This window comes from Cyclobacteriaceae bacterium (genome assembly GCA_025808415.1).
Lineage (GTDB): Bacteria > Bacteroidota > Bacteroidia > Cytophagales > Cyclobacteriaceae > UBA2336.
In genome coordinates this window covers 167,370-192,719 of sequence record CP075525.1, presented here as the reverse complement: position 1 = coordinate 192,719, position 25,350 = coordinate 167,370, and the positions used below count along the sequence as shown (strand labels likewise).

23 protein-coding genes are annotated in these 25,350 nt (G+C 44.0%); 15 read left to right on the top strand and 8 right to left on the bottom strand.

Going from position 1 to position 25,350, the window contains the following annotated elements:
- Positions 1-3: 3 nt before the first annotated feature.
- Together KIT51_00785 and KIT51_00780 are read right to left on the bottom strand one after the other, a co-directional pair.
- The gene (locus KIT51_00785) at positions 4-1,719 is read right to left on the bottom strand and encodes a nickel-dependent hydrogenase large subunit (GenBank protein UYN86852.1); all 1,716 of its coding nucleotides are present in this window, start codon (positions 1,717-1,719) and stop codon (positions 4-6) included.
- A gap of 2 nt (positions 1,720-1,721) precedes the next feature.
- Positions 1,722-2,852, bottom strand: a complete 1,131-nt coding sequence (locus tag KIT51_00780) for a hydrogenase small subunit (protein UYN86851.1) — start codon at positions 2,850-2,852, stop codon at positions 1,722-1,724.
- Positions 2,853-3,039: 187 nt separating this feature from the next.
- On the opposite strand from KIT51_00780, the gene KIT51_00775 reads away from it, so the two are divergent.
- The 12 genes from KIT51_00775 (at position 3,040) to KIT51_00720 (ending at position 15,892) form a co-directional block, all read left to right on the top strand.
- Positions 3,040-3,252 (top strand): hypothetical protein, encoded by a 213-nt coding sequence (locus KIT51_00775; GenBank protein UYN86850.1) that lies wholly within the window; start codon positions 3,040-3,042, stop codon positions 3,250-3,252.
- A 46-nt stretch (positions 3,253-3,298) separates the two neighbouring features.
- Positions 3,299-3,643 carry a hydrogenase maturation nickel metallochaperone HypA gene (hypA, locus tag KIT51_00770; protein UYN86849.1) on the top strand — a complete coding sequence of 115 codons (345 nt, stop codon included), beginning with the start codon at positions 3,299-3,301 and terminating at the stop codon, positions 3,641-3,643.
- Positions 3,644-3,682: 39 nt separating this feature from the next.
- Positions 3,683-4,462 (top strand): hydrogenase nickel incorporation protein HypB, encoded by a 780-nt coding sequence (gene hypB / locus KIT51_00765; protein ID UYN86848.1) that lies wholly within the window; start codon positions 3,683-3,685, stop codon positions 4,460-4,462.
- 21 nt (positions 4,463-4,483) lie between these two features.
- Entirely contained in the window at positions 4,484-6,814 is a 2,331-nt protein-coding gene (hypF, locus tag KIT51_00760; GenBank protein ID UYN86847.1) for a carbamoyltransferase HypF, read from the top strand.
- On the top strand, positions 6,792-7,058 hold the full coding sequence (locus tag KIT51_00755; protein ID UYN86846.1) for a HypC/HybG/HupF family hydrogenase formation chaperone: 267 nt from the start codon (positions 6,792-6,794) through the stop codon (positions 7,056-7,058). Before hypF ends, KIT51_00755 begins: the two co-directional genes overlap by 23 nt.
- Positions 7,059-7,106: 48 nt before the next feature.
- Entirely contained in the window at positions 7,107-8,207 is a 1,101-nt protein-coding gene (gene hypD, locus KIT51_00750; protein UYN86845.1) for a hydrogenase formation protein HypD, read from the top strand.
- Positions 8,208-8,224: 17 nt separating this feature from the next.
- Positions 8,225-9,256 (top strand): hydrogenase expression/formation protein HypE, encoded by a 1,032-nt coding sequence (gene hypE, locus KIT51_00745; GenBank protein ID UYN88452.1) that lies wholly within the window; start codon positions 8,225-8,227, stop codon positions 9,254-9,256.
- 150 nt (positions 9,257-9,406) lie between these two features.
- Entirely contained in the window at positions 9,407-9,853 is a 447-nt protein-coding gene (locus KIT51_00740) for a MarR family transcriptional regulator (GenBank protein UYN86844.1), read from the top strand.
- 73 nt (positions 9,854-9,926) lie between these two features.
- Positions 9,927-12,326 carry a 3-hydroxyacyl-CoA dehydrogenase/enoyl-CoA hydratase family protein gene (locus tag KIT51_00735; GenBank protein ID UYN86843.1) on the top strand — a complete coding sequence of 800 codons (2,400 nt, stop codon included), beginning with the start codon at positions 9,927-9,929 and terminating at the stop codon, positions 12,324-12,326.
- Positions 12,327-12,420: 94 nt separating this feature from the next.
- Positions 12,421-13,596: an acetyl-CoA C-acyltransferase gene (locus KIT51_00730; GenBank protein ID UYN86842.1), complete on the top strand. Its 1,176-nt coding sequence runs from the start codon at positions 12,421-12,423 to the stop codon at positions 13,594-13,596.
- A gap of 28 nt (positions 13,597-13,624) precedes the next feature.
- Entirely contained in the window at positions 13,625-13,906 is a 282-nt protein-coding gene (locus KIT51_00725) for a four helix bundle protein (GenBank protein UYN86841.1), read from the top strand.
- A gap of 183 nt (positions 13,907-14,089) precedes the next feature.
- Positions 14,090-15,892, top strand: coding sequence for an acyl-CoA dehydrogenase family protein (locus KIT51_00720; protein ID UYN86840.1), 1,803 nt, complete (start codon positions 14,090-14,092; stop codon positions 15,890-15,892).
- A 306-nt stretch (positions 15,893-16,198) separates the two neighbouring features.
- Here the strand turns inward: KIT51_00720 and KIT51_00715 are convergent, their stop codons facing one another.
- A complete protein-coding gene (locus KIT51_00715; GenBank protein UYN86839.1) occupies positions 16,199-17,851 on the bottom strand; it encodes a carboxypeptidase-like regulatory domain-containing protein in 1,653 nt (550 codons plus the stop codon).
- A 195-nt stretch (positions 17,852-18,046) separates the two neighbouring features.
- Between KIT51_00715 and KIT51_00710 the strand changes: the two genes are divergently transcribed.
- Positions 18,047-18,382 (top strand): hypothetical protein, encoded by a 336-nt coding sequence (locus tag KIT51_00710; protein UYN86838.1) that lies wholly within the window; start codon positions 18,047-18,049, stop codon positions 18,380-18,382.
- Here the strand turns inward: KIT51_00710 and KIT51_00705 are convergent.
- The 3 genes from KIT51_00705 to KIT51_00695 all read right to left on the bottom strand — a co-directional run bounded on the left by KIT51_00705 (position 18,372) and on the right by KIT51_00695 (position 20,271).
- Entirely contained in the window at positions 18,372-18,758 is a 387-nt protein-coding gene (locus KIT51_00705; GenBank protein ID UYN86837.1) for a hypothetical protein, read from the bottom strand. The genes KIT51_00710 and KIT51_00705 overlap by 11 nt on opposite strands.
- A 122-nt stretch (positions 18,759-18,880) precedes the next feature.
- Positions 18,881-19,861, bottom strand: a complete 981-nt coding sequence (locus KIT51_00700) for a hypothetical protein (protein ID UYN86836.1) — start codon at positions 19,859-19,861, stop codon at positions 18,881-18,883.
- Positions 19,862-19,902: 41 nt separating this feature from the next.
- The gene (locus tag KIT51_00695) at positions 19,903-20,271 is read right to left on the bottom strand and encodes a Rieske 2Fe-2S domain-containing protein (protein ID UYN86835.1); all 369 of its coding nucleotides are present in this window, start codon (positions 20,269-20,271) and stop codon (positions 19,903-19,905) included.
- Positions 20,272-20,288: 17 nt separating this feature from the next.
- Between KIT51_00695 and KIT51_00690 the strand changes: the two genes are divergently transcribed.
- Positions 20,289-21,587, top strand: coding sequence for an amidohydrolase (locus KIT51_00690; GenBank protein ID UYN86834.1), 1,299 nt, complete (start codon positions 20,289-20,291; stop codon positions 21,585-21,587).
- Between the two features lie 2 nt (positions 21,588-21,589).
- Here the strand turns inward: KIT51_00690 and KIT51_00685 are convergent, their stop codons facing one another.
- Together KIT51_00685 and KIT51_00680 are read right to left on the bottom strand one after the other, a co-directional pair.
- Complete coding sequence (locus KIT51_00685; protein ID UYN86833.1) at positions 21,590-21,970, bottom strand: hypothetical protein; 381 nt, start codon at positions 21,968-21,970, stop codon at positions 21,590-21,592.
- A 53-nt stretch (positions 21,971-22,023) separates the two neighbouring features.
- A complete protein-coding gene (locus KIT51_00680) occupies positions 22,024-23,211 on the bottom strand; it encodes a class I SAM-dependent rRNA methyltransferase (GenBank protein UYN86832.1) in 1,188 nt (395 codons plus the stop codon).
- 66 nt (positions 23,212-23,277) lie between these two features.
- On the opposite strand from KIT51_00680, the gene KIT51_00675 reads away from it, so the two are divergent.
- Positions 23,278-25,170, top strand: coding sequence for a tetratricopeptide repeat-containing sensor histidine kinase (locus tag KIT51_00675; GenBank protein ID UYN86831.1), 1,893 nt, complete (start codon positions 23,278-23,280; stop codon positions 25,168-25,170).
- The last annotated feature ends 180 nt before the right edge of the window (positions 25,171-25,350 follow it).

Genomic DNA, 25,350 nt, shown 5'->3' with positions numbered 1-25,350 from the left:
ACATTATAAAACCTTCACTTTATTAATATGCTTTCCTTCTTCATCGTACAGGTGCACGGCACAGGCCAGGCAAGGATCGAACGAGTGAATGGTGCGCAGAATTTCAAGCGGTTGATTCACATCGTGCACAGGTGTGTCTTTCAGTGCGGCTTCATAAGCCGATGGCTTTCCTTCTTTATCACGTGGTGAAGCATTCCAGGTAGAAGGCACAACAAGTTGATAGTTGGCAATCTTCTGGTCTTCAATTACAATCCAGTGTGCTAATGCACCGCGTGGTGCTTCGGTATGCCCAACACCCATCGCTTTTTTCGGCCAGGTTTCGGGTTTGAACTTTTCTGTATTGGCCATGCGGGTATCACCATTTTTGATGTTGTTGATCAGTTGGTCATAGAATTCCAATCCCCAACCGGCAACAAGCTTGGCTTCCAGTCCGCGGGCGGCTGTTCTTCCTAACGTAGAGAATAATGCGGTAGCCGGAACATTCAATGCTGATAGTGCATAATCTACCACTTCTTTGAATTCGGGTCTTCCACTGGCATAGCCAACAAGCATCCGCGCCAGCGGACCAACCTCCATGGCGTGTCCCTTCCAGCGTGGAGTTTTCAGGTAACTGTATTTGTCTTCGGTGTTAAGAAAATCAAACGGAGGTTTTGGTCCGGTGTACTTTAATTTGGTTTCACCTTTCCACGGGTGCAAGCCTACGCCATCACCACCGGCATATTCATACCAGCTGTTGGTGATGTATTCTTCAACTTCGGAATCGTTACGCAGGTCCACTTCGTGTATCTTGCTTAGATCTTTATTAAGAATTACCCCGGAAGGGAATTTGTAATTGCCCACATCGCGATATCCGGAAGTGGACAAATCGCCATAGGCCATGAAGTTTCCTAATCCGCCACCAATGGCACCCCAATCCAGGTAGTAAGGAGCAATGGCGAGAAGATCAGGAATGTAAACCTGTTCAACAAACTGCTGTGCATCTTTTAAGAGCTTGCCCACATAGGCAAGACGTTCAGCATTAATACCGCTGGCATCGTCTAAACTTATCGAACAAGCCATGCCGCCCACCAGAAAATTCGGGTGAGGATTTTTACCACCAAAAATGGTGTGCACTTTGGCAATTTCTTTTTGCCACTCGAGCGCTTCGAGATAGTGAGCAACACCAATCAAATTAATTTCAGCGGGGAGTTTGTAAGCCGGGTGGCCCCAATAGCCATTGGCAAAAATCCCAAGTTGTCCGCTTTCTACAAATTTTGTTAAACGCTTTTGCAGATCGGAGAAATACCCGGGCGAACTTTTTGGCCAGTGTGAAATGCTTTGTGCAATCTCAGATGTTTTTTTAGGATCAGCCTTTAATGCACTTACTACATCTACCCAATCCAATGCATGCAGGTGATAGAAGTGAATGACGTGATCTTGTACATTTTGTGCGCAGAACATCAGGTTACGAACCAATTCGGCATTGGGCGGAATGGTAATATCCAGTGCGTCTTCAACGGCACGTATAGAAGCGAGTGAATGCACCGTGGTACAAACACCGCACACCCGGCCGACAAATGCCCAGGCATCGCGCGGATCACGGCCACGAAGAATCTCCTCAATTAAACGAACCATGGTGCCTGAGCTGAAGGCATCGGTTATTTTTCCGTTGTTTATTTCTGCTTCAATCCGCAAATGGCCTTCAATGCGGGTAATAGGATCAACTACTATACGTGTCATGGTTAGTCTTCTTTAAGTTGTTGTTCAGATTCTTTTCCCTCGGAAATCAGGTTGTCGATCATTTTGCCTTTTCGCAAATTGGTAACTACCGCATGCGCAGCGATACCCGCTGCCGTAACACCCAAGGCAACCTTGCCAACGGTGTCTGCCGTGGCCTCAATGCCAAAGCCCGCAATATTGGGGAGACGTTGATAGAGCGGTCCGTTATCCCAGAAACTTTCCTCGCTACAACCGAAACATCCATGACCGGATTGAATCGGGAAGCTAACACCATTGTTCCACCGCATAACACCACAGGCATTGTATGTGCTGGGACCTTTGCACCCAACTTTATACAAGCAGTATCCGCGTTTAGCATTTTCATCATCGAACGATTCCACATAAAGTCCGGCATCATAGTATGGCCTGCGGTAACAACTGTCGTGCACACGTTTTGAGTAAAAAGCTTTGGGTCTTCCAATGCTATCCAGCGCAGGAAGTGTTCCGAATGTGAGTATATGCACAATCGTGCCCGCCATTACTTCTCCGATAGGAGGGCAGCCGGGCACTTTTATAATAGGTTTGTTCTTTATGATTTTATGAATGGGCGTTGCTGTTGTTGGATTTGGTTTCGCGGCCTGAACACATCCGTTGCTTGCGCAGCTGCCCCAACAAATAATAGCTTTAGCACCGTCAGCCACTTCGTGTAAAATATCAAGCGATGATTTTCCACCAATCATGCAATACACGCCATCAGCACCTAAAGGAACAGAACCTTCTACACACAAAACATATTCACCGTAGTGCTCCTTCATGGTTTTGTGCATGGCTTCTTCGGCCTGGTGGCCGGCAGCTGCCATGAGTGTTTCTGTATAGTCGAGTGATAGCTTGTCGAGAATGATATCGGCTACAATAGGATGCGATGAGCGAATGAAGGATTCACTGCAACAGGTACATTCCTGGAAATGCATCCAGATAACCGGTAGTCTGGGTTTTGTCTTTAGTGCCTCAGCCACCTGGGCAACACCGGATGATTGCAGGCCCATGTAGGCGGCAATCATGGTACAAAACTTCATGAAATCTCTTCGGGAGTATCCTTTCTCCGAGAGTTCTTCGTAATAAGTTTTGCGTTTGGTAGAAGTCTCGATGATCATATTAGTTGTTTTATGTGGAACAAGTCTAAATAAGTCCTCGGTTTGCGTTGGGGGAGCTAAAGCATCTTGAAAAATATATTGCTTGATTAATTTTTTGACTGATGATTCTCAGCAGCAACCAATGATTTTGCTCATGAGGATTTTTGAGAAAAATGAAGTGATTTGATTTCATCAAAATTCAAATGCTATGAAATCCATTCGCACAATTCTGCTGGCAGTAGCTGCGGCATTGCCCTTTGTATCACTGGCACATGAAGGACATGGTCATGAACACCCCTGGAGCCCCGGACATTTTCTGGCTAACCCGGAGCATGCTATTCCATTAGCCCTTGCTGTGGTGTTGATCACCGCGTTTGTGGTGAAGCGTTATGTAGTTGCCAAACGGGCCCGTAAAGAGTAATGGTATGTATTGAAAATTGTTCATTGCGAATTGTTAAGTAAAAAGTATGCACGAGCTATCCATTGTAATGAGCATTGTTGAAACCGCGGAAGAGCAAGTCAGAAAACATCAGGCGAAAGCAGTGGAATGCATTGACCTGGAAATCGGAAATCTATCCGGAATAGATGAACATGCTCTTGAATTTGCCTGGGAAGTTGGCGTGAAGAATACTTTACTCGAAAGAGCAACCTACAACATTAACAAAGTAAAGGGATGGGCGCGGTGCTCTAATTGTGATTGTGAATTTGAAATAAAGGAATTGTTCGATCCTTGTCCGCTTTGTGGCGAATACCTGATTAATATTTTGCGTGGCAGGGAGATGAAAATTCAATCGATGACCCTCTTAAATTAAAAGACAATGTGCGCAACATGCGGATGTGACCAGCCCGGAATGATAAAAATTACAAGCTTGCGTGACGCGCTCTTTCCGCAATTGCATCATCATAACCATAATCATGATGTAGAACAACACATCCACACGTCACAAGACCACAACTCAAAAAGAACTCAAATAGATTTGGAGCAGGATATTCTGCATAAGAATAATTTACTGGCCGAGCGCAATCGCGGTTATTTCGAAGCCAAAGAAATTAAAGCCTTTAATTTGGTGAGTTCTCCCGGCTCAGGCAAAACAGCTCTGTTGGAATGTACCCTGCGTGATCTTGGTAAGGAACTGAACTTTTATGTAATCGAAGGCGATCAGCAGACCACCAACGATGCCGACAGAATAGCCAAGTACAACACACCCGTTATTCAAATTAACACCGGCAAAGGTTGCCATTTGGATGCCACCATGGTGAAGAATGCATTGGCAGAATTAAAGCCAAAGGAACATTCTGTTGTTTTCATCGAAAATATTGGCAACCTGGTGTGCCCTTCCATGTTTGATTTAGGAGAACAAAAAAGAATTGTCATCATCAGCGTTACAGAAGGCGAAGACAAACCCTTGAAATATCCTGACATGTTTGCCGGAAGTCAGCTGTGTATTATTAACAAAATTGATTTGCTGCCCTACCTGAAGTTTGATTTGCCAAAACTGAAAGCATACGCCAAACGAATAAATCCTGCGCTTGAGTTTATTGACTTGTCGTGCAGTACAGGTGAAGGACTCGGGCTTTGGTATGAATGGCTGAAGAAAGAATTGAAAATAAATGAGCTAATCGCCAACTGAATGGCGGATATCAAAACATAAATGAAGACACTCCACATCCATATCGAAGGCCAGGTTCAGGGTGTGGGATTTCGTCCATTTGTGTATCGGCTGGCTAAAGAACTTAAGCTTAACGGATGGGTGAATAATGGTGTTGATGGGGTTCACATTGAAGCAGAAGGACATCCTGAAAAAATCGTAATTTTTATCAGCCGGCTAAAGGAGGAGGCTCCACCGGTATCACGTATCACTTCCATTACTTATCGAGAGATAAGCCATCAACATTTTTCAAGATTTGAAATTATTGAAAGCAAAGCTGATGGAGCTCCGAATTTGCTCATCACCCCGGATATCGGCTTGTGCGATAATTGTAAATCGGAAATTAATGATTTGAAGAACCATCGCTATCAGTATCCATTCACCACGTGTACACACTGCGGTCCGCGTTACTCTATATTGAAATCCCTTCCGTATGATCGGGCCAACACTACCATGAAGTCGTTTACCATGTGCCCGCAATGTGAAAAGGAGTATTATAATCCGGCAGACAGAAGATATTATTCACAAACCAATTCCTGCCCCAATTGTGCTATTCAAGCATGGATGCTGAATTCTGAAGGAGATCATATTGCAAACAGTTGGGAGGAGTCATTTCCACTACTGGTCAATGCACTGGCGCAAGGAAAAATTATTGCCATGAAGGGTATTGGTGGCTATTTGCTATTGGCAGATGCGTGCAATGAAGATGTTATTCGAACGCTTCGCGAGCGTAAGCACAGGCCAACTAAACCCTTTGCGTTGATGTATCCCGACCTTGAAACTCTTCGGTTGGATGCTGAAGTAAGTGAACAAGAGGCGTTGGAATTCACCAGCATTCAAAGTCCAATTGTGTTGGTTAAATTAAAAGCAAAGCCGGCATCAAATCTTTGTCGGGTATTACTTGCGCCCGCACTGGATACAATTGGAGCCATGCAGCCTTATACGGCCATGTTTGATTTGCTCATGAAAGCCTGGAAGAAGCCATTGATTGCCACCAGTGCAAATTTAAGCGACTCACCTATCTTCTATAAAGATGATGAGGCGATAAGATCCCTCGGCTCTATCGCAGATTATTTCCTGGTACATAATCGAGAGATTGAAATCGCGCAGGATGACAGTGTAATAAAAATTACCCCTAAACACAACCAACGCATTGTATTGCGCAGGTCACGAGGCCTTGCACCGACTTTGGTGCGGAAAGCGTTTTCAACCGAAACTATTCTTGCGCTTGGCGCGGATATGAAAAGTGCATTTGCATTGCAGGCCAATGGAAGAATTTACGTCAGCCAATACCTGGGCGACCTGGAGTCTTATGAAAGTCAGGAAAGTTTTAGGGCAGTACTGAATCATTTGATTAAGCTGGTTCGTGCTAAACCCGATCGAATTGTTATTGATGCGCATCCAAATTATTATTCCTCCCATTTGGGTAAACAACTGGCCGCAGAGTGGAAAGTGCCGATGGCCAAAGTACAGCACCATAAAGCCCACGCCTATGCGGTATTGGCTGAAAATGATTTGTTGAATAGCCACGAACCTTTATTGTGCGTGGTGTGGGACGGAACAGGCTATGGAGATGATGGCAATAGTTGGGGCGGAGAATTTTTTGAATGGAACAAAGGGGATTTAATTCGCATAGGTCACCTCGCATATTCCCCGGTTTGGTTGGGCGATCGTATGGCGAAGTATCCGAAACTGGCAGCTTTATTCATAGCAAGGGAATCAGCGCATCTTCAAAACCTGATCCGTGATAAATTTTCGCCAACCCAATGGAATTATTATTCTAAGGTTATTCAAACCGAGCCAGAAGTTTACACCTCAAGTATGGGCCGGTTGATGGATGCCGTAGCGTGCTTGCTGAGTGTTTGTGAGTATAATTCCTTTGAGGGACAATCGGCTATGTATTTGGAAGAATTGGGCCGGACAGGCAACACAACAGCGCGCTATCCGGTAACCTGGAAGAATGCATTTCTTGATGTTGCAGATGTATTGGAACACATTATTAACGACATTGAACAATCAATACCCTCAGAACAAATTGCATTTAAATTCCATGCCTGGCTGGCAGATGTTGTTTATTCCATTGTTAAAATAAAGGGGTACAAAAAAGTACTTTTCAGTGGAGGCGTATTTCAAAATGCCTTAATGACTGATTTAATTATCGACCGGCTGAAGAAAAATGAATTGTTCTTCCACAACGACCTTTCACCAAACGATGAAAATATTTCATTTGGTCAACTCGCGTGTGTAACACATGCAAAAACTGAGCGAACCAAAAAAACAGAACAAGAATTAAAAGATAACCCACTAGAATATGTGCTTAGCCATACCGGGTAAATTAGAAGAGATCACCAACCAACTGGACGAAACATTTCGTTTTGGAAAAGTATCGTTTGGGGGCATAATGAAAGAAGTCAACCTCTCCATGGTGCCCGAGGCTAGCGTAGGCGATTATGTATTGGTACACGTGGGTGTTGCCATTGGCACCGTGGATGAAGAAGAGGCAAAGAAGACCTTTGAATACATTAAACAGATTGGCGAACTGAATGAATTAAATGACGATAAAACCAACGTGGTATAAAAATAATCTGTCAGGTTGAGCTTGTCGAAACCTGACATTAAAAGCAACATGAAATACTTATCAGAATACCGAGACGCAGCACTGTCCCAGGAACTCCTGCATGATATTAAGTCTATTGTTACCAAACCCTGGACATTGATGGAAGTATGCGGTGGCCAGACACACAGCCTGGTAAAGAATGGTATTTTAAAAATGTTGCCGGAGCAGATCACCATGGTACACGGACCGGGCTGCCCGGTATGTGTAACGCCCATCCACATTATTGATGAAGCCATTGAACTCTCACAAAAGCTGAATGTGATTATGTGCTCGTTTGGCGACATGCTTCGTGTGCCGGGCACAAAGATTAGTTTGCTCGAAGCCAAGGCCAATGGTGCCGATGTACGGATGGTTTACTCACCCTTAGAAGCGGTAAAAATCGCCCGGGAAAATCCCGACAAGGAAGTGGTATTTTTTGCGGTAGGCTTTGAAACTACAGCGCCCGCCAACGCGCTTTCTGTCGTGCAGGCAGCGAAACAAAATGTAAAAAACTACAGCATATTAACTTCTCATGTTCTGGTTCCGCCAGCCATGGAAGCTATTCTCTCTGATCCGGAAACAACCGTGAACGCTTTTCTGGCAGCCGGTCATGTATGCACCATCATGGGATATAATGAGTATGATCCGATTGCTGAAAAGTATAAAGTGCCTATTGTAGTAACAGGATTTGAACCCATCGATTTATTGCAAGGCATTTACATGGCCGTAAAGCAATTGGAAAACGGTGAAGCTAAAGTTGAGAATCAGTATATTCGATACGTGCAACGTGAAGGAAACACACATGCCCGTCAAGCTATTGATGAAGTTTTTGCTGTTTCTGATCGGGAATGGCGCGGTATTGGAACTATTCCGAAGAGTGGTTGGGAAGTAAATGAAGCATACAGACATTATGATGCACGAAGAAAGTTTAATTTGGTTGAAGAAATTTCAGAAGATAACACTACATGTATTGCCGGTGAAATCATGAAAGGCAAAAAGAAACCATTTGATTGTCCGCATTTTGGTAAAGACTGCACGCCCGAAAAGCCCTTAGGCTCTCCGATGGTTTCGTCTGAAGGCGCGTGTGCTGCCTACTACCATTTTTCACAAGCTGAAGCATTACCATCGTGAGTCAGCAAAAACTTTCCATCCAGTTAAATTGTCCGCTCCCCAAACTTGATTTTGATGTGATCACATTGGGCCATGGAAGCGGTGGTGTGTTGACGCACCGTCTGCTCGACACTGGAGTTTTCAATGTTTTAAAAAACGATTTGCTCAACGAGCAACACGATGGTGCAATACTGAATTTTAGCGGACCGGTTGCATTTACCACAGATAGCTATGTGGTGACACCGATTTTTTTTCCGGGAGGAAATATTGGCGAGTTAGCCGTGAATGGTTCCATCAACGACCTTGCAATGTGCGGAGCCATACCGGAATATCTTTCCTTAAGTTTTATTTTGGAGGAAGGTTTGCGCATGGAGGAATTCTGGGAAGTATTGCTCGGCATTAAAAAGGCAAGCGAAGAAGCTGGCGTTTCCATTGTAACAGGCGATACCAAAGTGGTTGATAAAGGAAAGGGCGATAAAGTGTTTATCAACACTACCGGTCTGGGCCGCCTTCATCCTAAAGCAAACATTCACGCCAATCGGGTAAAGCCAGGTGATAAAATTTTAGTGAGCGGACCGGTAGCACAACATGGTGTAGCCATATTATCCGTGCGCCAAGGTTTGGAGTTTGAAACCACCATAACCAGCGACACCCAATCCCTTCACCGACAAGTAATAAAACTATTAGATGTACTAGGTGAAGATGTGAAATTTCTTCGCGACCCTACACGCGGTGGTGTGGCGACAGTGTTGAATGAACTGGCCGCCCAATCAGGATATGGAGTAGAAATTATTCAAAAGGATATTCCGGTAAGCGAACAGGTAGAGGGCGCCTGCGAGTTGTTGGGCCTTGATCCGCTGTATGTTGCTAATGAAGGAATTTTTATTGCCGTAGTCGCTGAACACAAAGCGAATGAAGCGCTGAGCATTCTTAAAAGCTTTCACCCACCCACTTCTATTATAGGAACTGTTACCCATGAGCACCCTAAGCAGGTTATTCAGCATAGTCGCATTGGCGGCAGGCGCATTGTGAGCATGCTGCCGGGGGAACAGTTGCCCCGTATTTGCTGAACCGCTTTAGTTGTATCCCCATATTATTTCGCTTAAAAGTCTTTTTGCAGCATTATTTTGGCAATAATACGCTGCATGCATAATATTTTTTGCTGTTTAGTATGCGTGCATAACAAACTTTTATATATTCGTATCCCTTTCGGGGATGTTATGACGAAAGAAGAAACAGTAGACTATCACATTCGCTCAGCCTGGCTGGCCATAGCCCGCATGTATAACCAGCAGGCGGCAAGGCACAATGCTACTATGGCTGAAGGTTTTGTGTTGCTGAATATTGATGAGGAAGGAACGCCTGCAACGAAAATTGCACCGCTCATGGGTTTGGAGCCCAGGAGCCTGACGCGATTATTGAAGTCGATGGAAGAAAGAGGAGCGATTTATCGTAAAGTGGATGATAACGATAAGCGTTCAGTACGGATTTTTTTGACTGAGGAAGGTAAGAATGCCCGTGCCCGTTCGCGTGATACGGTTCTTCGTTTTAATGAAGCTGTACGCGAAGAGGTGCCACAAGAAAAACTGAATATGTTTTTCGATGTGATTCAAAACATTAACAAGATCATCGAACGAAATAATATTTACGAACAAACGTATAGTTGATCGTTGTTGGTTGTTCGAAGTAATATCAAAAGCGAACAACCAATAACGAACAACGAACAACTAAAAATAAAATATGAAACGATCTATCCGCAAAGTTGCCGTTCTTGGTTCAGGTGTTATGGGTTCTTCCATCGCATGTCACTTCGCTAACATTGGATGTGAAGTGTTGCTGCTTGATATCGCACCGAAAGAACTTACCGAAGAAGAAAAAGCAAAAGGACTTAGCTTAGATAACAAGCTGGTGAAGAACAGAATTGTTCAGTCATCATTTGATAAGTGTATCAAGTCTTCACCCGGTCCGATTTACAGTAAGAAATTTATTTCACGCGTTTCACTGGGCAACTTTGACGATGATCTGGCCAAGATTAAAAACTACGACTGGACAATTGAAGTTGTGGTTGAGAATCTTGACATCAAGAAAAAAGTATATGAACAAGTAGAGAAATACAGAACCCCGGGAACACTTATTACTTCCAATACTTCGGGTATCCCAATACACCTGATGGCCGAAGGCAGAAGTGATGATTTTAAGCGCCATTTTGCGGGTACACACTTCTTCAATCCGCCCCGTTACCTGAAATTATTCGAAGTTATCCCTACTCCGCACACCGATCAGGAAGTAACCGATTTCTTACTCCATTATGGAGATCTGTACTTGGGTAAAACTTCTGTACTGTGCAAAGACACCCCTGCTTTCATCGGAAACCGGGTTGGTGTATGGGGTCTTTTAAAGGTTATAGACTCCATGCAGAAATACGACCTGAATGTGGACGAAATTGACAAGCTAACCGGCCCGGTAATCGGTCGCCCGAAGTCGGCAACGTTCAGAACTTCTGATGTGGTAGGATTGGATACACTCGTGAAAGTGGCGAACAATTTATATGCAGGTTTGCCCAACGATGAAGGCCGTGAAATTTTCAAGTTGCCCGATGTGGTGAACAAACTTGATCAGAATAAATGGCTCGGTGATAAAGCCGGTCAGGGTTTTTATAAGAAAGCAAAAGACGCAAAAGGCAAGACTGAAATTCTTACACTCGATTTAAAAACACTTGAGTACAAACCGAAAGCAAAGGCAAAATTTGCAACACTTGAAACCACGAAGACGATCGACAACTTGCGCGATCGTTTCAAAGTGTTGCTGGCGGGTAAAGACAAAGCCGGAGAATTTTACCGCGATTGTTTTTATGGATTGTTTCAATATGCATCAAACCGAATTCCTGAAATCAGTGATGAACTTTTCAGAATTGATGATGCAGTATGTGCAGGTTTTGGTTGGGAGCTCGGACCGTTCGATACATGGGATGCACTTGGTGTAGAGAAAACCGTGCAAGCCATGGAAGGCATGAACTACAAACCCGCACAATGGGTGTACGACATGCTGACAAGCGGCAACAAATCATTTTATAAAGTTGAAGGAGGTCAGCGCAAGTATTACGACATCCCTTCAAAGTCATACAAAGTAATTCCAGGAAAGGAAGCGTTTATCATTCTTGAAAATCTGAGTGACAAAGTCGTTTGGAAAAATGCGGAGAGTAAAGTCACTGATTTAGGCGATGGTGTAATCAACTTCTCCTGGAGCAGCAAGAGCTACACCTTAGGCAGTGCCGTAATTGAAGGCATGAATAAGGCCGTTGACATGGCCGAAAAGGACTACCGTGGCCTGGTGGTAGGTCATCAGGGGCCTGATTTCTCGCTTGGGGCCAATTTAGGGCTGGTTTTCATGTACGCCATTGAGCAGGATTATGACGAAATTGACTTTATGGTGCGGGCTTTCCAGAATTCGGTGATGCGCCTGCGCTATTCTTCAGTTCCTGTAGTGGTTGCCCCACAAGGCCGAACCCTGGGCGGAGGTTGCGAAATGACCATGCATGCCGATATCGCGGTAGCTGCCGCGGAAACGTACATCGGATTGGTAGAAGTGGGGGTTGGTTTGATCCCCGGTGGAGGCGGAACGAAAGAATTTACCAAGCGCGTAAGCGACCGTTTCCTGGAAGGTGATGCCGAAATGAACGCGTTACAAGCTGCATTCATGAACATCGCTACGGCAAAAGTAGCATTGTCAGCCGAGGAGGCCCGTGAAATGGGTGTATTACGAACACAAGACCGCATTACCATCAATAAAGACAGGCAAATACTGGATGCAAAATCAGCTGTACTGGAATTAGCCGAAGCCGGCTATACCATGCCTGTTCAGGCTCGCAATATTAAAGTGTTGGGAAGGGCAGGTATGGCACTGTTCGCTGCCGGTGTTAACGGCATGAAAATGGGCGGCTACATATCCGATCACGATATGAAAATCGCCATGAAGATTGCGAACATTATGTGCGGTGGTGATTTAACGGCTGCGCAGGAAGTAAGTGAACAATATTTATTGGATCTGGAACGCGAAGCATTTGTTTCACTTTGCGGAGAGCGGAAGACGTTGGAGAGAATTCAGAGTATTTTGACGGGCGGAAAACCTTTAAGAAACTAGACATTAGACGAGAGACACAAGTAGCAAGACTTAAGAAATTTGCTGCTTGGTCTTGCTACTTAATACTTAAGTCTTACTACTAAAAAAGAAAAATATGGACGCATACATCGTAGCAGGTTTCAGAACCGGAGTAGGCAAAGCCAAAAAAGGCGGCTTTCGATTTGTAAGGCCCGATGATTTGGCGGCAGATGTGATCAAGCATCTTGTTAAATCCGTACCCGGATTGGAAAACAACATGATCGATGATCTGATTGTGGGAAACGCTGTGCCCGAAGCAGAACAGGGCATGCAAATGGGAAGGATGATTTCCCTGCTTGCGCTTGGTATTGATACGCCTGGTATGATTGTGAATCGCTACTGCGGAAGTGGTGTTGAGACCATTGCCATCGCTAGTCAACGCATACAGGCCGGCATGGCGGATGTAATTATTGCCGGAGGAACAGAATCGATGTCACTGGTTCCGGTAATGGGCATCAAGACAGCGCTCAATTATAAAATTGCTACTGAGAATCCGACATACTACACAAGCATGGGCCTCACAGCCGAGGAGGTTTCGAAGCAATTCAAAATTTCGCGTGAAGAGCAGGATCAGTTTTCGTATGAATCGCACATAAAAGCTGCAGCCGCCTGGAAAGATGGAAAGTTTAAAGATGAAGTCGTGCCCATCACCGTTAAGGAAGTGTATGTGGACGAGAACATGAAGAAGAAAACCCGCGAGTTTGTAGTAGCTACCGATGAGGGTATTCGTGCCGACACGACCGTAGAAGGATTATCAAAATTAAAACCGGTATTCGCTATGGGCGGAACGGTTACGGCCGGCAACTCTTCGCAAACATCCGATGGAGCAGCGTTTGTTTTGGTAATGAGTGAGCGGATGATAAAACAGTTAAGCGTAAAGCCGATTGCACGCATGGTGAGCTATGCCGCGGCAGGAGTAGATCCGCGTATTATGGGTATAGGTCCGGTGGCGGCAATTCCGAAAGCATTGAAACTGGCCGGTATGAAACTGGACGATATCGATCTGATTGAACTCAACGAAGCCTTTGCAGCACAAGCTTTGGCAGTAGTGAAAGAACTGAACATTGATCGTAAGAAATTAAATGTTAACGGTGGCGCCATTGCAGTCGGGCATCCATTAGGATCATCAGGCGCGCGCTTATCCGTACAATTATTTAATGAACTCCGCAGACAAAACAAGAAATATGGGATGGTAACAGCCTGTGTTGGCGGTGGACAGGGCGTGGCGGGGATTTATGAATTACTCAATTAGTTGTTGGTTGATAGTTTTTAGTTGTTAGATGGGAAAAGTTGAGACATACCAGGATTTAGAAGTTTGGAAACAAGCGAAAAGTTTGGTTCAGCGCATCTATGAACTAACCAGGAGTTTTCCGAAGGAAGAACAATTTGGATTAGTCAATCAACTAAGGCGCGTAGCAGTCTCCATTCCATCTAATATTGCTGAAGGCTGTGGAAGGAATCATTTTAAAGACTCAATTCAACTATTTTTTATCTCCAGAGGCAGCTTGTATGAAGTTGAAACACAGGATACTGATTGCAGCAGATCTGAAATATATTTCTAAGGAAGAATTGGATCAAACAATAGCAGACGTAAAATCTTGTAAGAGATTACTGAACAGATTTATCAATTATTATCAAAGCAAAAGCACCGAGAAATTTAGTCAGGTGCACGAACATTTAGGTGACCACAATCTCGAAAACTAATAACTAACAACTAACAACTAAGAACGAACAACTTATACAATATGGAAGCAGCAGTAAAGACTAACAGCGCAATTAAAGGAGGCGAATTTTTGATTCGCGAAACACAGGCAAATGAAATCTTCATTCCTGAAGAATTCAATGAAGAGCAACTGATGATCAAGCAGCAGTGCGAGGATTTTTTGAAAAAGGAAATTCATCCACGTCTGGATGAGATTGATTCCATGAAACATCCTGAGTTAATGCCTTCATTACTGGATAAGGCCGGTGAGCTTGGATTATTGGGAACATCTGTTCCGCAGGAATATGGTGGCTTCGGTATGGATTTCAATACGGCTATGCTGGTGGCGGAAGTGCTGGGTGCGGGCCACTCTTTTGCCGTGGGTATTTCGGCACACACCGGCATCGGCACATTACCGATTTTGTATTATGGAAATGAAGAGCAGAAGAAAAAATATATTCCCAAACTCGCATCGGGTGAATGGAAAGCAGCGTACTGTTTAACCGAACCCGACTCGGGCTCGGATGCCAACTCCGGTAAAACAAAAGCCACGCTCAGCGCGGACGGTAAGCACTACATCATCAACGGACAAAAAATGTGGATTACCAACGGAGGCTTTGCCGATGTGTACGTGGTGTTTGCCAAGATTGATAACGACAAAAACCTGAGTGCCTTTATTGTGGAAAAAGCTTTTGGGGGCATAACTATGAACGAAGAGGAAAAGAAGATGGGGATTAAGGGTTCTTCTACGCGCCAGATTTTCTTCAACGATTGCAAGGTGCCTGTAGAAAATATGCTGAGCGAACGCGAAAACGGTTTCAAGATTGCCGTGAACATCCTCAACATCGGCCGTATTAAACTTGGCGTTGCCGCGGTTGGAGGAAGTAAGAAGACTATTTCAACGGCTGTAAATTATGCCAAAGAGCGCAAACAGTTCGGAACATCCATAGCCAACTTTGGCGCAATCAAGCATAAAATTGCTGAGATGTGCACCAAAGTGTTTGCTTCTGAATCAGCCCACTACCGGGCCTCGCAGAACATTGATGATGCGTACAATGCCTATGTAGCCGGGGGCATGGAGCCGGGTAAAGCCAGATTAAAAGCGCTGGAAGAATTTGCCATTGAATGCGCCATTCTGAAAGTTCATGGTTCCGAAGTACTTGACTTTACCGTTGATGAAGGCGTACAGATTTATGGAGGCATGGGCTTTTCGGCCGAAGGTCCGATGGATCGCGCGTACCGAGATGCACGCATTAACCGGATATTTGAAGGCACCAACGAAATCAACCGCCTACTTACTATCGATATGATTTTGAAGCGGGCCATGAAAGGCTCGCTCGATTTGATGAACCCGGCCATGGCCGTTCAGAAGGAGTTGATGTCGATTCCGGATTTCGGAGCCAGCGAAGAGGAAGGGGTGTTTGTGAAAGAAAAGAAAGTACTGACCAACCTGAAAAAGGCCGGACTGATGGTAGCCGGTGCGGCTGTGCAAAAGTTTATGATGAAACTTTCGGATGAGCAGGAAATTTTAATGAACCTTGCCGATATGCTTATTGAAGGGTATGTGGCTGAATCAACGTTGCTACGCGTGGAAAAATTGATTGGCCAGCGAGGCGAAAAGGCTTGTGAAATGCAGCAGGAAATGGCGATCATCTACTTACACCATGCGGTGAACAAAGCTGCCGCTGCCGGTCGCGAAGCAATTACATCCTTTGCCGAGGGTGATGAGCAGCGCCTGATGCTGATGGGCCTGAAACGCTTTACCAAAATTGAACCCTATAACCTGAAGGAAGCCAGAAGAAAAGTGGCAAATTATGTGATTGAGAAAGGGGCATATCCTTTTTAGTTGTTAGTTCTTAGTTTATAGTTGATAGGAGCGTCCTAATAACTTTCAACTAACAACACTAAAACCCGGGAATAATTCCGGGTTTTTGTTTTTTAATTAAGCTGATAGTCCGTAATCATACCACTATAATTCACTAACTATTTGAACGTGAATTTATTTTCAGTATACTCAGAAAACGCCTTGGCCAATCTTCGGACTGGCGAGGCAAGTGCGGATTGGGCACAGCGTTGGATGAGTATACGGGGCCATGCGGCCCTGGAGCATATTCGTTTTAGGTATCTTTACGGATTATCAGATTAATTAATGTTATCTCTGGTCGATCAAAACCCTGATCTCATTTTCTAAAAGGGCATTGCCAGGGCGCAAGGTTTCACTATGAACATCACCACTACTGTTGAGTAAAATGTAAGCTGGGGTTTCTTTAATAGTATACAATCGCTTAACCTCTGAATGGGAATCAACCCGGTAGTTTATGATTCCATCTGCAAACAAATTGTATTTAGAAACGAGTTGTTTCCATTTGGCCTCATCGTTTTCTAGAGCAATCATTACCACAGCAAGGTTTTTTCTGAACTGTCTTTGCAGGCGCTTGGCATGTTCAAGTTCTACAACACACGACAAATCACACGGATTGCCCCAGAAGACAAGAAGTAGAATTTTACTGCCTGCGCTGTGATCTTTTAGCCATTTAAATTTTTCTTCTCCGTTTTGCCCTCCGTCTGTTGTGCTCCACTCGTATTGTTGATAACGGTAAAATTGTTTATTTAATGATTGACCACCACCCAGGTCACGAATAATTTTATCTTCCAATGGCGTTGTTTTTAGAACGGTGTTGGTTTTCCAATAACCTGAATCGTAGGGTATTCTCAACAACTCCTCTTTGCCTGGTTCTTTGCCAACAAACTTTTCTTCAATGCCAAACCGTATTTCCGTTGACATTAACTCAATATGATATTGATGCACACTGTTATCTGAAGCCCGGCTCTCACCTTCACGGATAAAATGATAAGGGAAGTATTTATCGTCTGTCTTTCGGTAATAGGCTGAGGTGCGGATAACATTGGGTCCATCAGATTTTGTTTCTTCGGTTTTTACAATGGCGTAGCGATCGGTTGTTATGTATAACAGCCCCGTAATTTTTGGTGAATCAATGTAGCCTGAGGTAGTAGGTATAGAATCCTTTTTACTGGCATAGGCGATAAGGTATACTTCTTGTCCATCGTAAACCGTGGTAGCATCGTAGGAAAAGTTATAGCGATCAAAGTCTGCCCTGAGGTTGCTTACCGTATTATAAAATGAAAGTTGTTTCCCCTTTTCAACGATTTGATAACCTACGATATCGGCTTGCAAAACATTGCCTATTGCAATGGGTTCATGGCCTTGAGCGGCCACTGTATTATCCAGGCTCCTGCGAAGTTGGGTAACCCGGATTTCTTCTTTTTCACCGGCTATTTGTTGAGCAGATTTGTAGCCCCGGTGTTTCCAAACATCTACAGAGGCTTCTATTAACCGGCCATATTCATCATCATCTTTACAGTAATGACGATAAAAAAATTTTTGCAAAAAAGGTTGCGTACTGTAATTTTTTATGACGTTGGCGAAAGCCCGTTGTACAATTCTGCCCGGGTTGATAGTTTTCCGGAAGATAACAATTTCACTCAGTTCTATCGAAGCAGGTTTTAACTTGATGAGTAAAGTATCTTCAGTAGATTGAATGGTTTGCGATTCGTAGCCGACACAACTTATTTTTAAGGTAAAGGGAAATTCAACCGATAACGTAAACTGCCCATTTAGATTTGAGCTTGTGCCTTTAGAGGTGCCAACGATACCGATCGATGCAAAAGGAACAGGCTGATGAGTTTCCTTGTCAATAACCCTGCCTTCAATTACCTGCTGACCAAAGACAGCAATGTGGGCTATTGCAAAGAGAAATGTCCATTTAAATGCGGTGCTTTTCAAATCAAACTTGCTGTATTAATACGGATTGAAATTTACTAATTGATTTGCTTTCTGGGTACAATTACGAACACCGTGCCTGTACGAAAGTGGACAAATCTATCGGATGCTTTGATACGCAATTTCAAATTTCAAGCAAATTGAGGGATTTCAATTTTTGGATAGATTTTTGGAAACCTTTTTGAGAAAAGTCAAGCCATGTCAAAATCTGCTTCAAATGCTTTAGTGCTCATTATTCTTTTGGTAACCTTTCCCCTATGGATCGGTTTAGCAGGCGGATTGTTCGGTTTAGCTATTGGATTATTTGGCGCTGTAATAGGAATTATCGCAGGCTTTTTCGGCATACTGGGTGGTATTTTAGGAGCAATGTTGGGTGCGATTGCTGAAGTGTTCAACTGGATTTTTGGCGGAGTTTTTAGTTGGAGCGGGCATTATTTTCCCCACGTTTATTTCCCAAGGCCCTTTACTGTACTATTAATTGTTTTAGCTATTGTGTGGCTAACCCGTTCGCGAAAAAAGGAGGTTAAGAAGTAGGGTGGCGGTTATACAATGCCGGGTTTAAAAAATAATGGCTGTAAACAGGATAGGTTCTGATAGCCTTAAGCTTTGGTCGTTGCCCTTCGGAAAATTCGATTTTGTAATAATACTCAAAGCCCTTTTCAATACGCACGGCCTGGCGAACCATATACCATTCCTTGTCGTAAGGATTTAGCACCTTCACTTCAATTTTATAAGAACCCGGATTACCTTTAACACGCACGAAATTTTCTGGCTGCTTATTGTAAAGCTTTCCATTTACATATACCTGCATGGAAGATTGCTTTGAGGTTTGAATGGCTATGCTTGAGGAGTATGCAAGCACGGGACCAAGGGTAAGGGCAAATAAGCCAAGTAATACCAACTTCTTCATATCTTTCTGCTTTTGTTAAAAACCAGTTGCAAGCATCATGCCAATGGGAAATACTTCCTAACCAATTCAACGATAATGATGAAATAGGGTTTTCCGGTATCTCCTGCAAAAGCTAATTAACGCTAATTTATTCTCAATTCCCGCTTAAAGCCTACGATAAAATTTCTCAAGGCTTGCTGCCAGGTAATGTCTGCATCCCAACGGGTTCCCAAAAAGACATTGTTGAATTGTATTTGCCGGGCATAGAATTTAAAAACAGGCATAGTAGCAGGGATGGTTTTCAGTTGTTCAAGCCCATTCGGGTAGGTAACCGAAACGAGTGCCGTCTCTGCTTCACTTACTTCAAAACCCAGTAACTGTTTGGCTACGGGTCCCCGGGAATGAATCATGCATAAAATGTAGAACATCCCTTGTTTACGCAACTCACTTTCCGGAATGTTGCTATCCACAAGGGTGTATTTGAAGGGATAATCTTTCATTATTTCCTCCAGTTCGCGATCCAATTGCTCATCACCAAATTTTTGAACGGCCAGCCGGTCAACTTTTAAATCGGTGGCAAAGGCTTCCGTTCGCCTGCCGGAAATAACATTAACAGTTAACCGCGTTTCCGCAACATCACTGATCAACAAATTCTGTTTTCGGTAAGCATTCAATGCCGTGCTATACAGCACACGAAGGGCATCTTTTAAATAAACATCTTCAATTGTCCAAGCACTTTGGCCTGCCTGAATCAAGTTTTCTCGGCCGTTGAAAGTGGTAATGGCCAGCTTGTAGCCCGGGTTTGATTTTTCAACGATTAGGAAATTAACGATTTCACGCGTGGTGAAATACTCGCTAAAGGCGAGTTCAATGTCACGTCCGGCAAAAACCCGATCAATTTCAAAATAAGCAACGGCATCAATGCCTGTTCGTGAAAGTCCGGTATGCAGTTCATCAATTTCTTTTTTTGTGAGGTTGGGACTGTACAACACGGCACTTCGTGTACTAAGGATTTTATCCGGTAGTGAACCGGCAGGCTTCAGTTGATTCAATATAGCCTGATGGTTCAACTGGGCCTGTGTTAGTTCCGGAATAAGAAGAAAAAGAATTAGAAGAAATTTCATCTTAACGATAACGCAAGTTGGTTGTTTGTATTTTTCACCGGTCAAAAGATACCAATAAAAAAGCCATCTTCATTTATCCTGATGGGGTAAGAGATCAAATCGGCCGAACGCGATGAGGATTCACGGCCGGTTTGGAGAGAGAACCTGTAGTTGTGCCACGGACAGATCACTTCACCCAGGTAATTCACGTGCCCTTTGCTTAATGATTCGCCATTGTGTGTACACCGATCCTGAACGGCAAAAAAGATATTGTTGTGAAGGGTCAGGCAAATACGCTTTTCCCCGATTACCACCAATTGTGGTTTGTCAGCAATAATCCGTAAACGTGCTGTTGCTTCATCCGGAAATATTTTTATCCACTGCATAACTAAGCCTTTGGCGAAGGTTACCTTTTTTCTACCTTGATTCAAATTAAAAGCAGTTTGAAATGAAAAGCATCATTAGCGGAATTTTACTTCTCTTCACAGCATTCTGTTTTGCACAAATAAACCCTAAGCTTCAGGCAAAAGTGGACCAAATGGCCAAGACCATTGAGCCACAAATGATCGAGTGGAGGAGGCATATCCATCAATACCCGGAGTTGGGCAATAGGGAATTTAAAACATCCGCTAAAATTGCCGAACATTTAAAATCATTAGGCATAGAAGTTCAAACCGGTGTTGCCCATACAGGTGTGGTTGGTCTGCTGAGGACAGGAAAACCAGGACCGGTAATAGCCTTGCGTGCAGATATTGATGCATTGCCGGTAACGGAACGAAACAGCCTGGCGTTTGCTTCAAAAGAACGAACTGTTTTTAACGGACAAGAAACAGGTGTAATGCATGCTTGTGGCCACGATACCCATGTAGCTGTGTTAATGGCCACGGCAGCGGTACTTGCCAAGAATAAAAGTGAGTTAAGGGGCATCATCAAATTTATTTTCCAACCCTCAGAGGAAGGACCACCAGCAGGAGAAGAAGGCGGAGCGGACTTGATGGTAAGGCAAGGGGTTTTGGACAATCCAAAAGTGGACGTGATTTTTGGAATGCATATTTCGTCTATTACCCCGCTTGGAAGAATCACGTATAAACCTGCCGGTGTTATGGCCGCATCCGATTGGTTTTCGATAACTGTAAAAGGCAGGCAATCACACGGGGCTTATCCGTGGATGTCAGTTGATCCGATCGTGGTAAGCGCACAAATTATTTTGGGCATTCAAACCATCGTAAGCCGGCAAACAGAGCTAACAAAAGAAGCGGCTGTAATAACCATTGGCAGGATACAGGCAGGTATTCGGGAAAATATCATTCCGGAAGAAGCATTTATGGCCGGCACCATTCGAACATTGGACGAAAGCATGCAGGAAAAGATCCATGAGAAGATCAGGCTTACAGCCACGAATATTGCGGAAAGTGCCGGTGCAACGGCCGAAGTGGTAATTGATAAAAAGACACCGGTTACATTTAATGACCCTGCCCTTACTGAAAAGATGGTGGCCAGTTTACAAAAGGCAGCGGGTGAAGGAAACGTAATTCGTATTTCCCCGGTAACCGGAGCTGAGGATTTTGCTTTTTATCAAAAGAAAGTACCGGGCTTTTTCTTCTTTGTTGGTGCTATGCCTGCCGGTCAGGATCCGACAAAAGTGCCCGCACACCACACACCCGATTTTATGATTGATGAGGGCGGCTTGCTTACCGGTTTAAAAGCCATGCTTAATGTAACGTTGGATTACATGTTTATGAAGTAAACTTAGTTTGTAGGCATAGGATACGGCCCTTCCTTAAGGCATGTGATTTTTACGGTTTTGCCGGCCATGCAAACAGTGGCGAAATCTTTTCGTTCAACGTACTCCAGTAATACAGCCCGGCCTTCCCAAAATTCAAAATTATAAAGAGGGTCTTGCGATGCCCCCTGAGGTACGGGGGGCGTTCCACACCAACCCCATTCCCAAACAGGAATAAGTCTTGTTCCATCATTCAGTTCGAACACAAAACCGCAACCGTCCAACCCGGAAAGGTCGCGAACAATGGCCGGAACAGAACAATTCGTTGGTGAAGGATCGGTACCACATTGAAAAGCAGTGCCGACAATTGCAGTAATTGTTATAACGTAAACGAATAACGGCTTCATGATTCTTTAGACACCTATTCAAGCGAAGCGGTTGCAATGGATTGAAATAGATTTTAAACAACATATAGTACCAGGCCTTTCAGGTACTCGCCTTCCGGATGGTACATGGAAACAGGGTGATCGGCAGGCTGTGACAAACGGTGCAGCACTTTTACTTCACGCCCTGCCTGTATAGCGGCTGATGTTACCGTATCGTAAAACAATTGCTTATCAACCACCTGCGAGCAGGAGAAGGTGAAAATGATGCCACCGCTTTTAACAGCTTTTATCGCTTCAACGTTTAGTCGCTGATACCCTTTTACAGCCTGATGACGCGCATCGCGGTGCTTGGCAAAAGCAGGAGGATCAAGTACGATTAAGTCGTATTGGTTTTCTTTTCCTTTTAAAAATTCAAAGGTATCAAGGGCAAAGCATGCGTGCTTTGCTGCGTCAAAGCCGTTCAGTTCAATATTCTTCCGGGTGATATCAATTGCCTTTTCTGAGGCATCAACAGAATGCACAAGTGAAGCACCGGCCTGAAGCGCATAAACTGAAAAACCACCGGTATAACAAAAAGTGTTTAAAACATTTTTTCCTGTTGAAAAGTCGGCAACCAGTTTTCTGTTCTCCCGCTGATCTAAAAAAAAGCCGGTTTTCTGTCCGCTCTCCCAATCCACAAAAAATTTCACGCCATGTTCATAGACAATGTGAGGTACTATGCCCATGCCTGAAAGATAGCCATCGGGTTGTTCGGCTTTGAATTTTTCAGGAAGCGTGGACTTGCTTTTATAATAGATTGCGGTAAGTTGTTTTTGTAAAGCATTATGAAGTGCCTGGCTTATGTTATAACGGTCACTGTGCATACCAGCAGAGTGTGCCTGCATAACCACTATGCCATTGTAAAAATCTACAATCAATCCAGGTAAGCCGTCAGCCTCGCCATGCACCAGGCGAAAAGCATTGGTGGTTGCTGATGGCAATCCCGCGGCCTTCCTCAAGTCAACAGCCTGATGGATTTTTTTTGTCCAGAAATTTTCATCCGGTGCGGATTCCCCAAACGAAAGCATTCGAACCGTAATACTTCCCTTTTGCCAATGCCCAAAACCGAGTGTGCGGTCTTTATGATCGGCAACGCGAACCCAACCACCATCGGCAAGATTATCGGAGGCAGATTGAACAGCTCCCGAAAAGATCCAGGGGTGAAATCGTTTTGCAGCTTGCTCTTTACCCGGCTTTAGAATTATCTGACCTGATATTTTCATTTTGGCTTTTGCTTGAGTAACTTGGAATCACCCACTGATTCCTTTTTGCAAATGTGCCAAAAATTTATGTTGCGCACATGCTGTGCTTATGCTTGTTTGCTCATCTGTTTAACAGGTTTTGCGCAATCCCACTATGTAGATAGTTTACAACGCATTGTTGACAAAGGTCAGACAGACACCCTGGCCGTGGACGCACTTGTTGAACTGGGCAGGGAGTTCATCTTTATTTCAAAGGAAAAATCGTTGCAATACACGGCCGATGCCATGCGCATGGCAACGAGCCTGCATTACGAACGTGGCATTGGCTCGGCTTATCGAAACATGGCTGGCATTTATTCAATAAGCGGCTATTACTTTGCAAGCCTGATTTACGTAAACAAAGCCTTGGCCTTGTTCAACGCGCATAATGATTTGCTGGGTGAAGGTAATTGTTATGTTACCATGGCCAATACCTATCGAAGACTTGGAGCGTACGAGACATCCATTGGCTATCACCAAAAAGCTTATCAAATCTTTCGATCCCTAAACCATGCCGAACGCGAGGCTATAACCGCGCATAATTTAGGGCAAGTATACCTGGATGTTGGTGATATTGAAAAGGCTGAAAGCTTTGCCCGATTATCCCTACAGAAGCTTGACTCTTTAAATCTCAAAACGCCCCTAACAGCGGCACATCGGCTGTGGGGAGAAATAGAGGTGGCAAAAAATAACCTCACGAAGGCCGAGGAGCATTTCATAAAGGCGCTGTCTATTTCGGATGAACTAAAGGACTTGTCGCAAAAGGATGCAACTGTTAAATCGTTGATTGGCTTAGCCAGGCTTTACCGCACTCAAAATAGGCCGTCAGATGAAGCCCGGATTATTTTTAAGGCTATGCCTTTAGCGAAGGAAAGCCAGGATGCAAAAGACTTACGTGAACTTTATCGAATCGCTTCGGATTTTCATACGCGCTTTGGTAACTACAAGCTCGGCTATCAATTTTTAAATGATTATTTGGTTTATATGGATAGTGTTGAACGGGAAAGACCCAAGGAGGTATTGACTTTGATGCAGGCATTGCAAAGCACATTTGAGAGTGAGGTAAATTTTGAAAAACTTAAAACCGAGAAAATTGAACAGCAGCAAAAACTGGATTTGCGTAACGCCCAGGTATTATACAGCACAATATCTTTGATCATACTGTTTGTTACCACCGTGCTGCTGATTGTTTATGTTCGTGATAAACGAAAAACGAACCAAGAACTGAAAGCACTAAATGAAACAAAGACCAAGTTTTTTACCATTGTAGCGCACGACTTAAAGGCTCCCTTAAATTCTTTGCTTTCTTTTTCATCGCTGATATCCAGGCATGCCGAATCATTAACAACCGAGGAAATAAAAGTAATGGGGCAAAAGCTACAGGAATCTGTCGGGAACAGTTTAAAGATGACAGAAAATTTAATGATGTGGGCACGATCGCAGATGAACGACTATTCCGTGAAACCCGTTACGGTTAACCTGAAACAAGTTGTTGAAGAAATCCTTATGATCTTTAACCCCATTGCAGTCCAAAAAAGGATAACAATGAAGCATACAATAGTTGAGGGGATTTATGTGCTGGCGGATTACGATCACATCGGCTTTGTTATGCGTAACCTCATCAATAACGCAATTAAATTTACCGGTGAGAATGGTACAATAGTTATTTCCGCTTTAGTAGAAAATGAGGTGGTTCAAATTCAAGTAACGGATTCCGGTGTTGGAATGTTAAAGGCGCAACTTGACAAGCTTTTTGATTTAGAGAAGAAAACAAGTACTACCGGTACGGCAGGAGAGAAGGGGACCGGTTTGGGACTGCGGTTGTGCAAAGAGTTTCTTGAAAAGAACAATGGTACCATCCAGGCCGAAAGCCAACCGGGAAAAGGAACCACCTTTTTGGTTCAGTTACCCCAAGCCAAACCTATGGCCGGCTCCGGTTAATTTGCATAGCTGCAAAAGCCCTTCTATATTGACCGAAACTGAACAAAAAGCATAGTTTTTTCGTAATGTAGGTATCCTAGCAGATGGTGTGTGTTGAAGATCACGGTAGAACATTTTGACAATCAATTTCTGACAAAATTTCCCCTTCGGAGCCCGGAAGGCACCCTGCATCTCAATTTG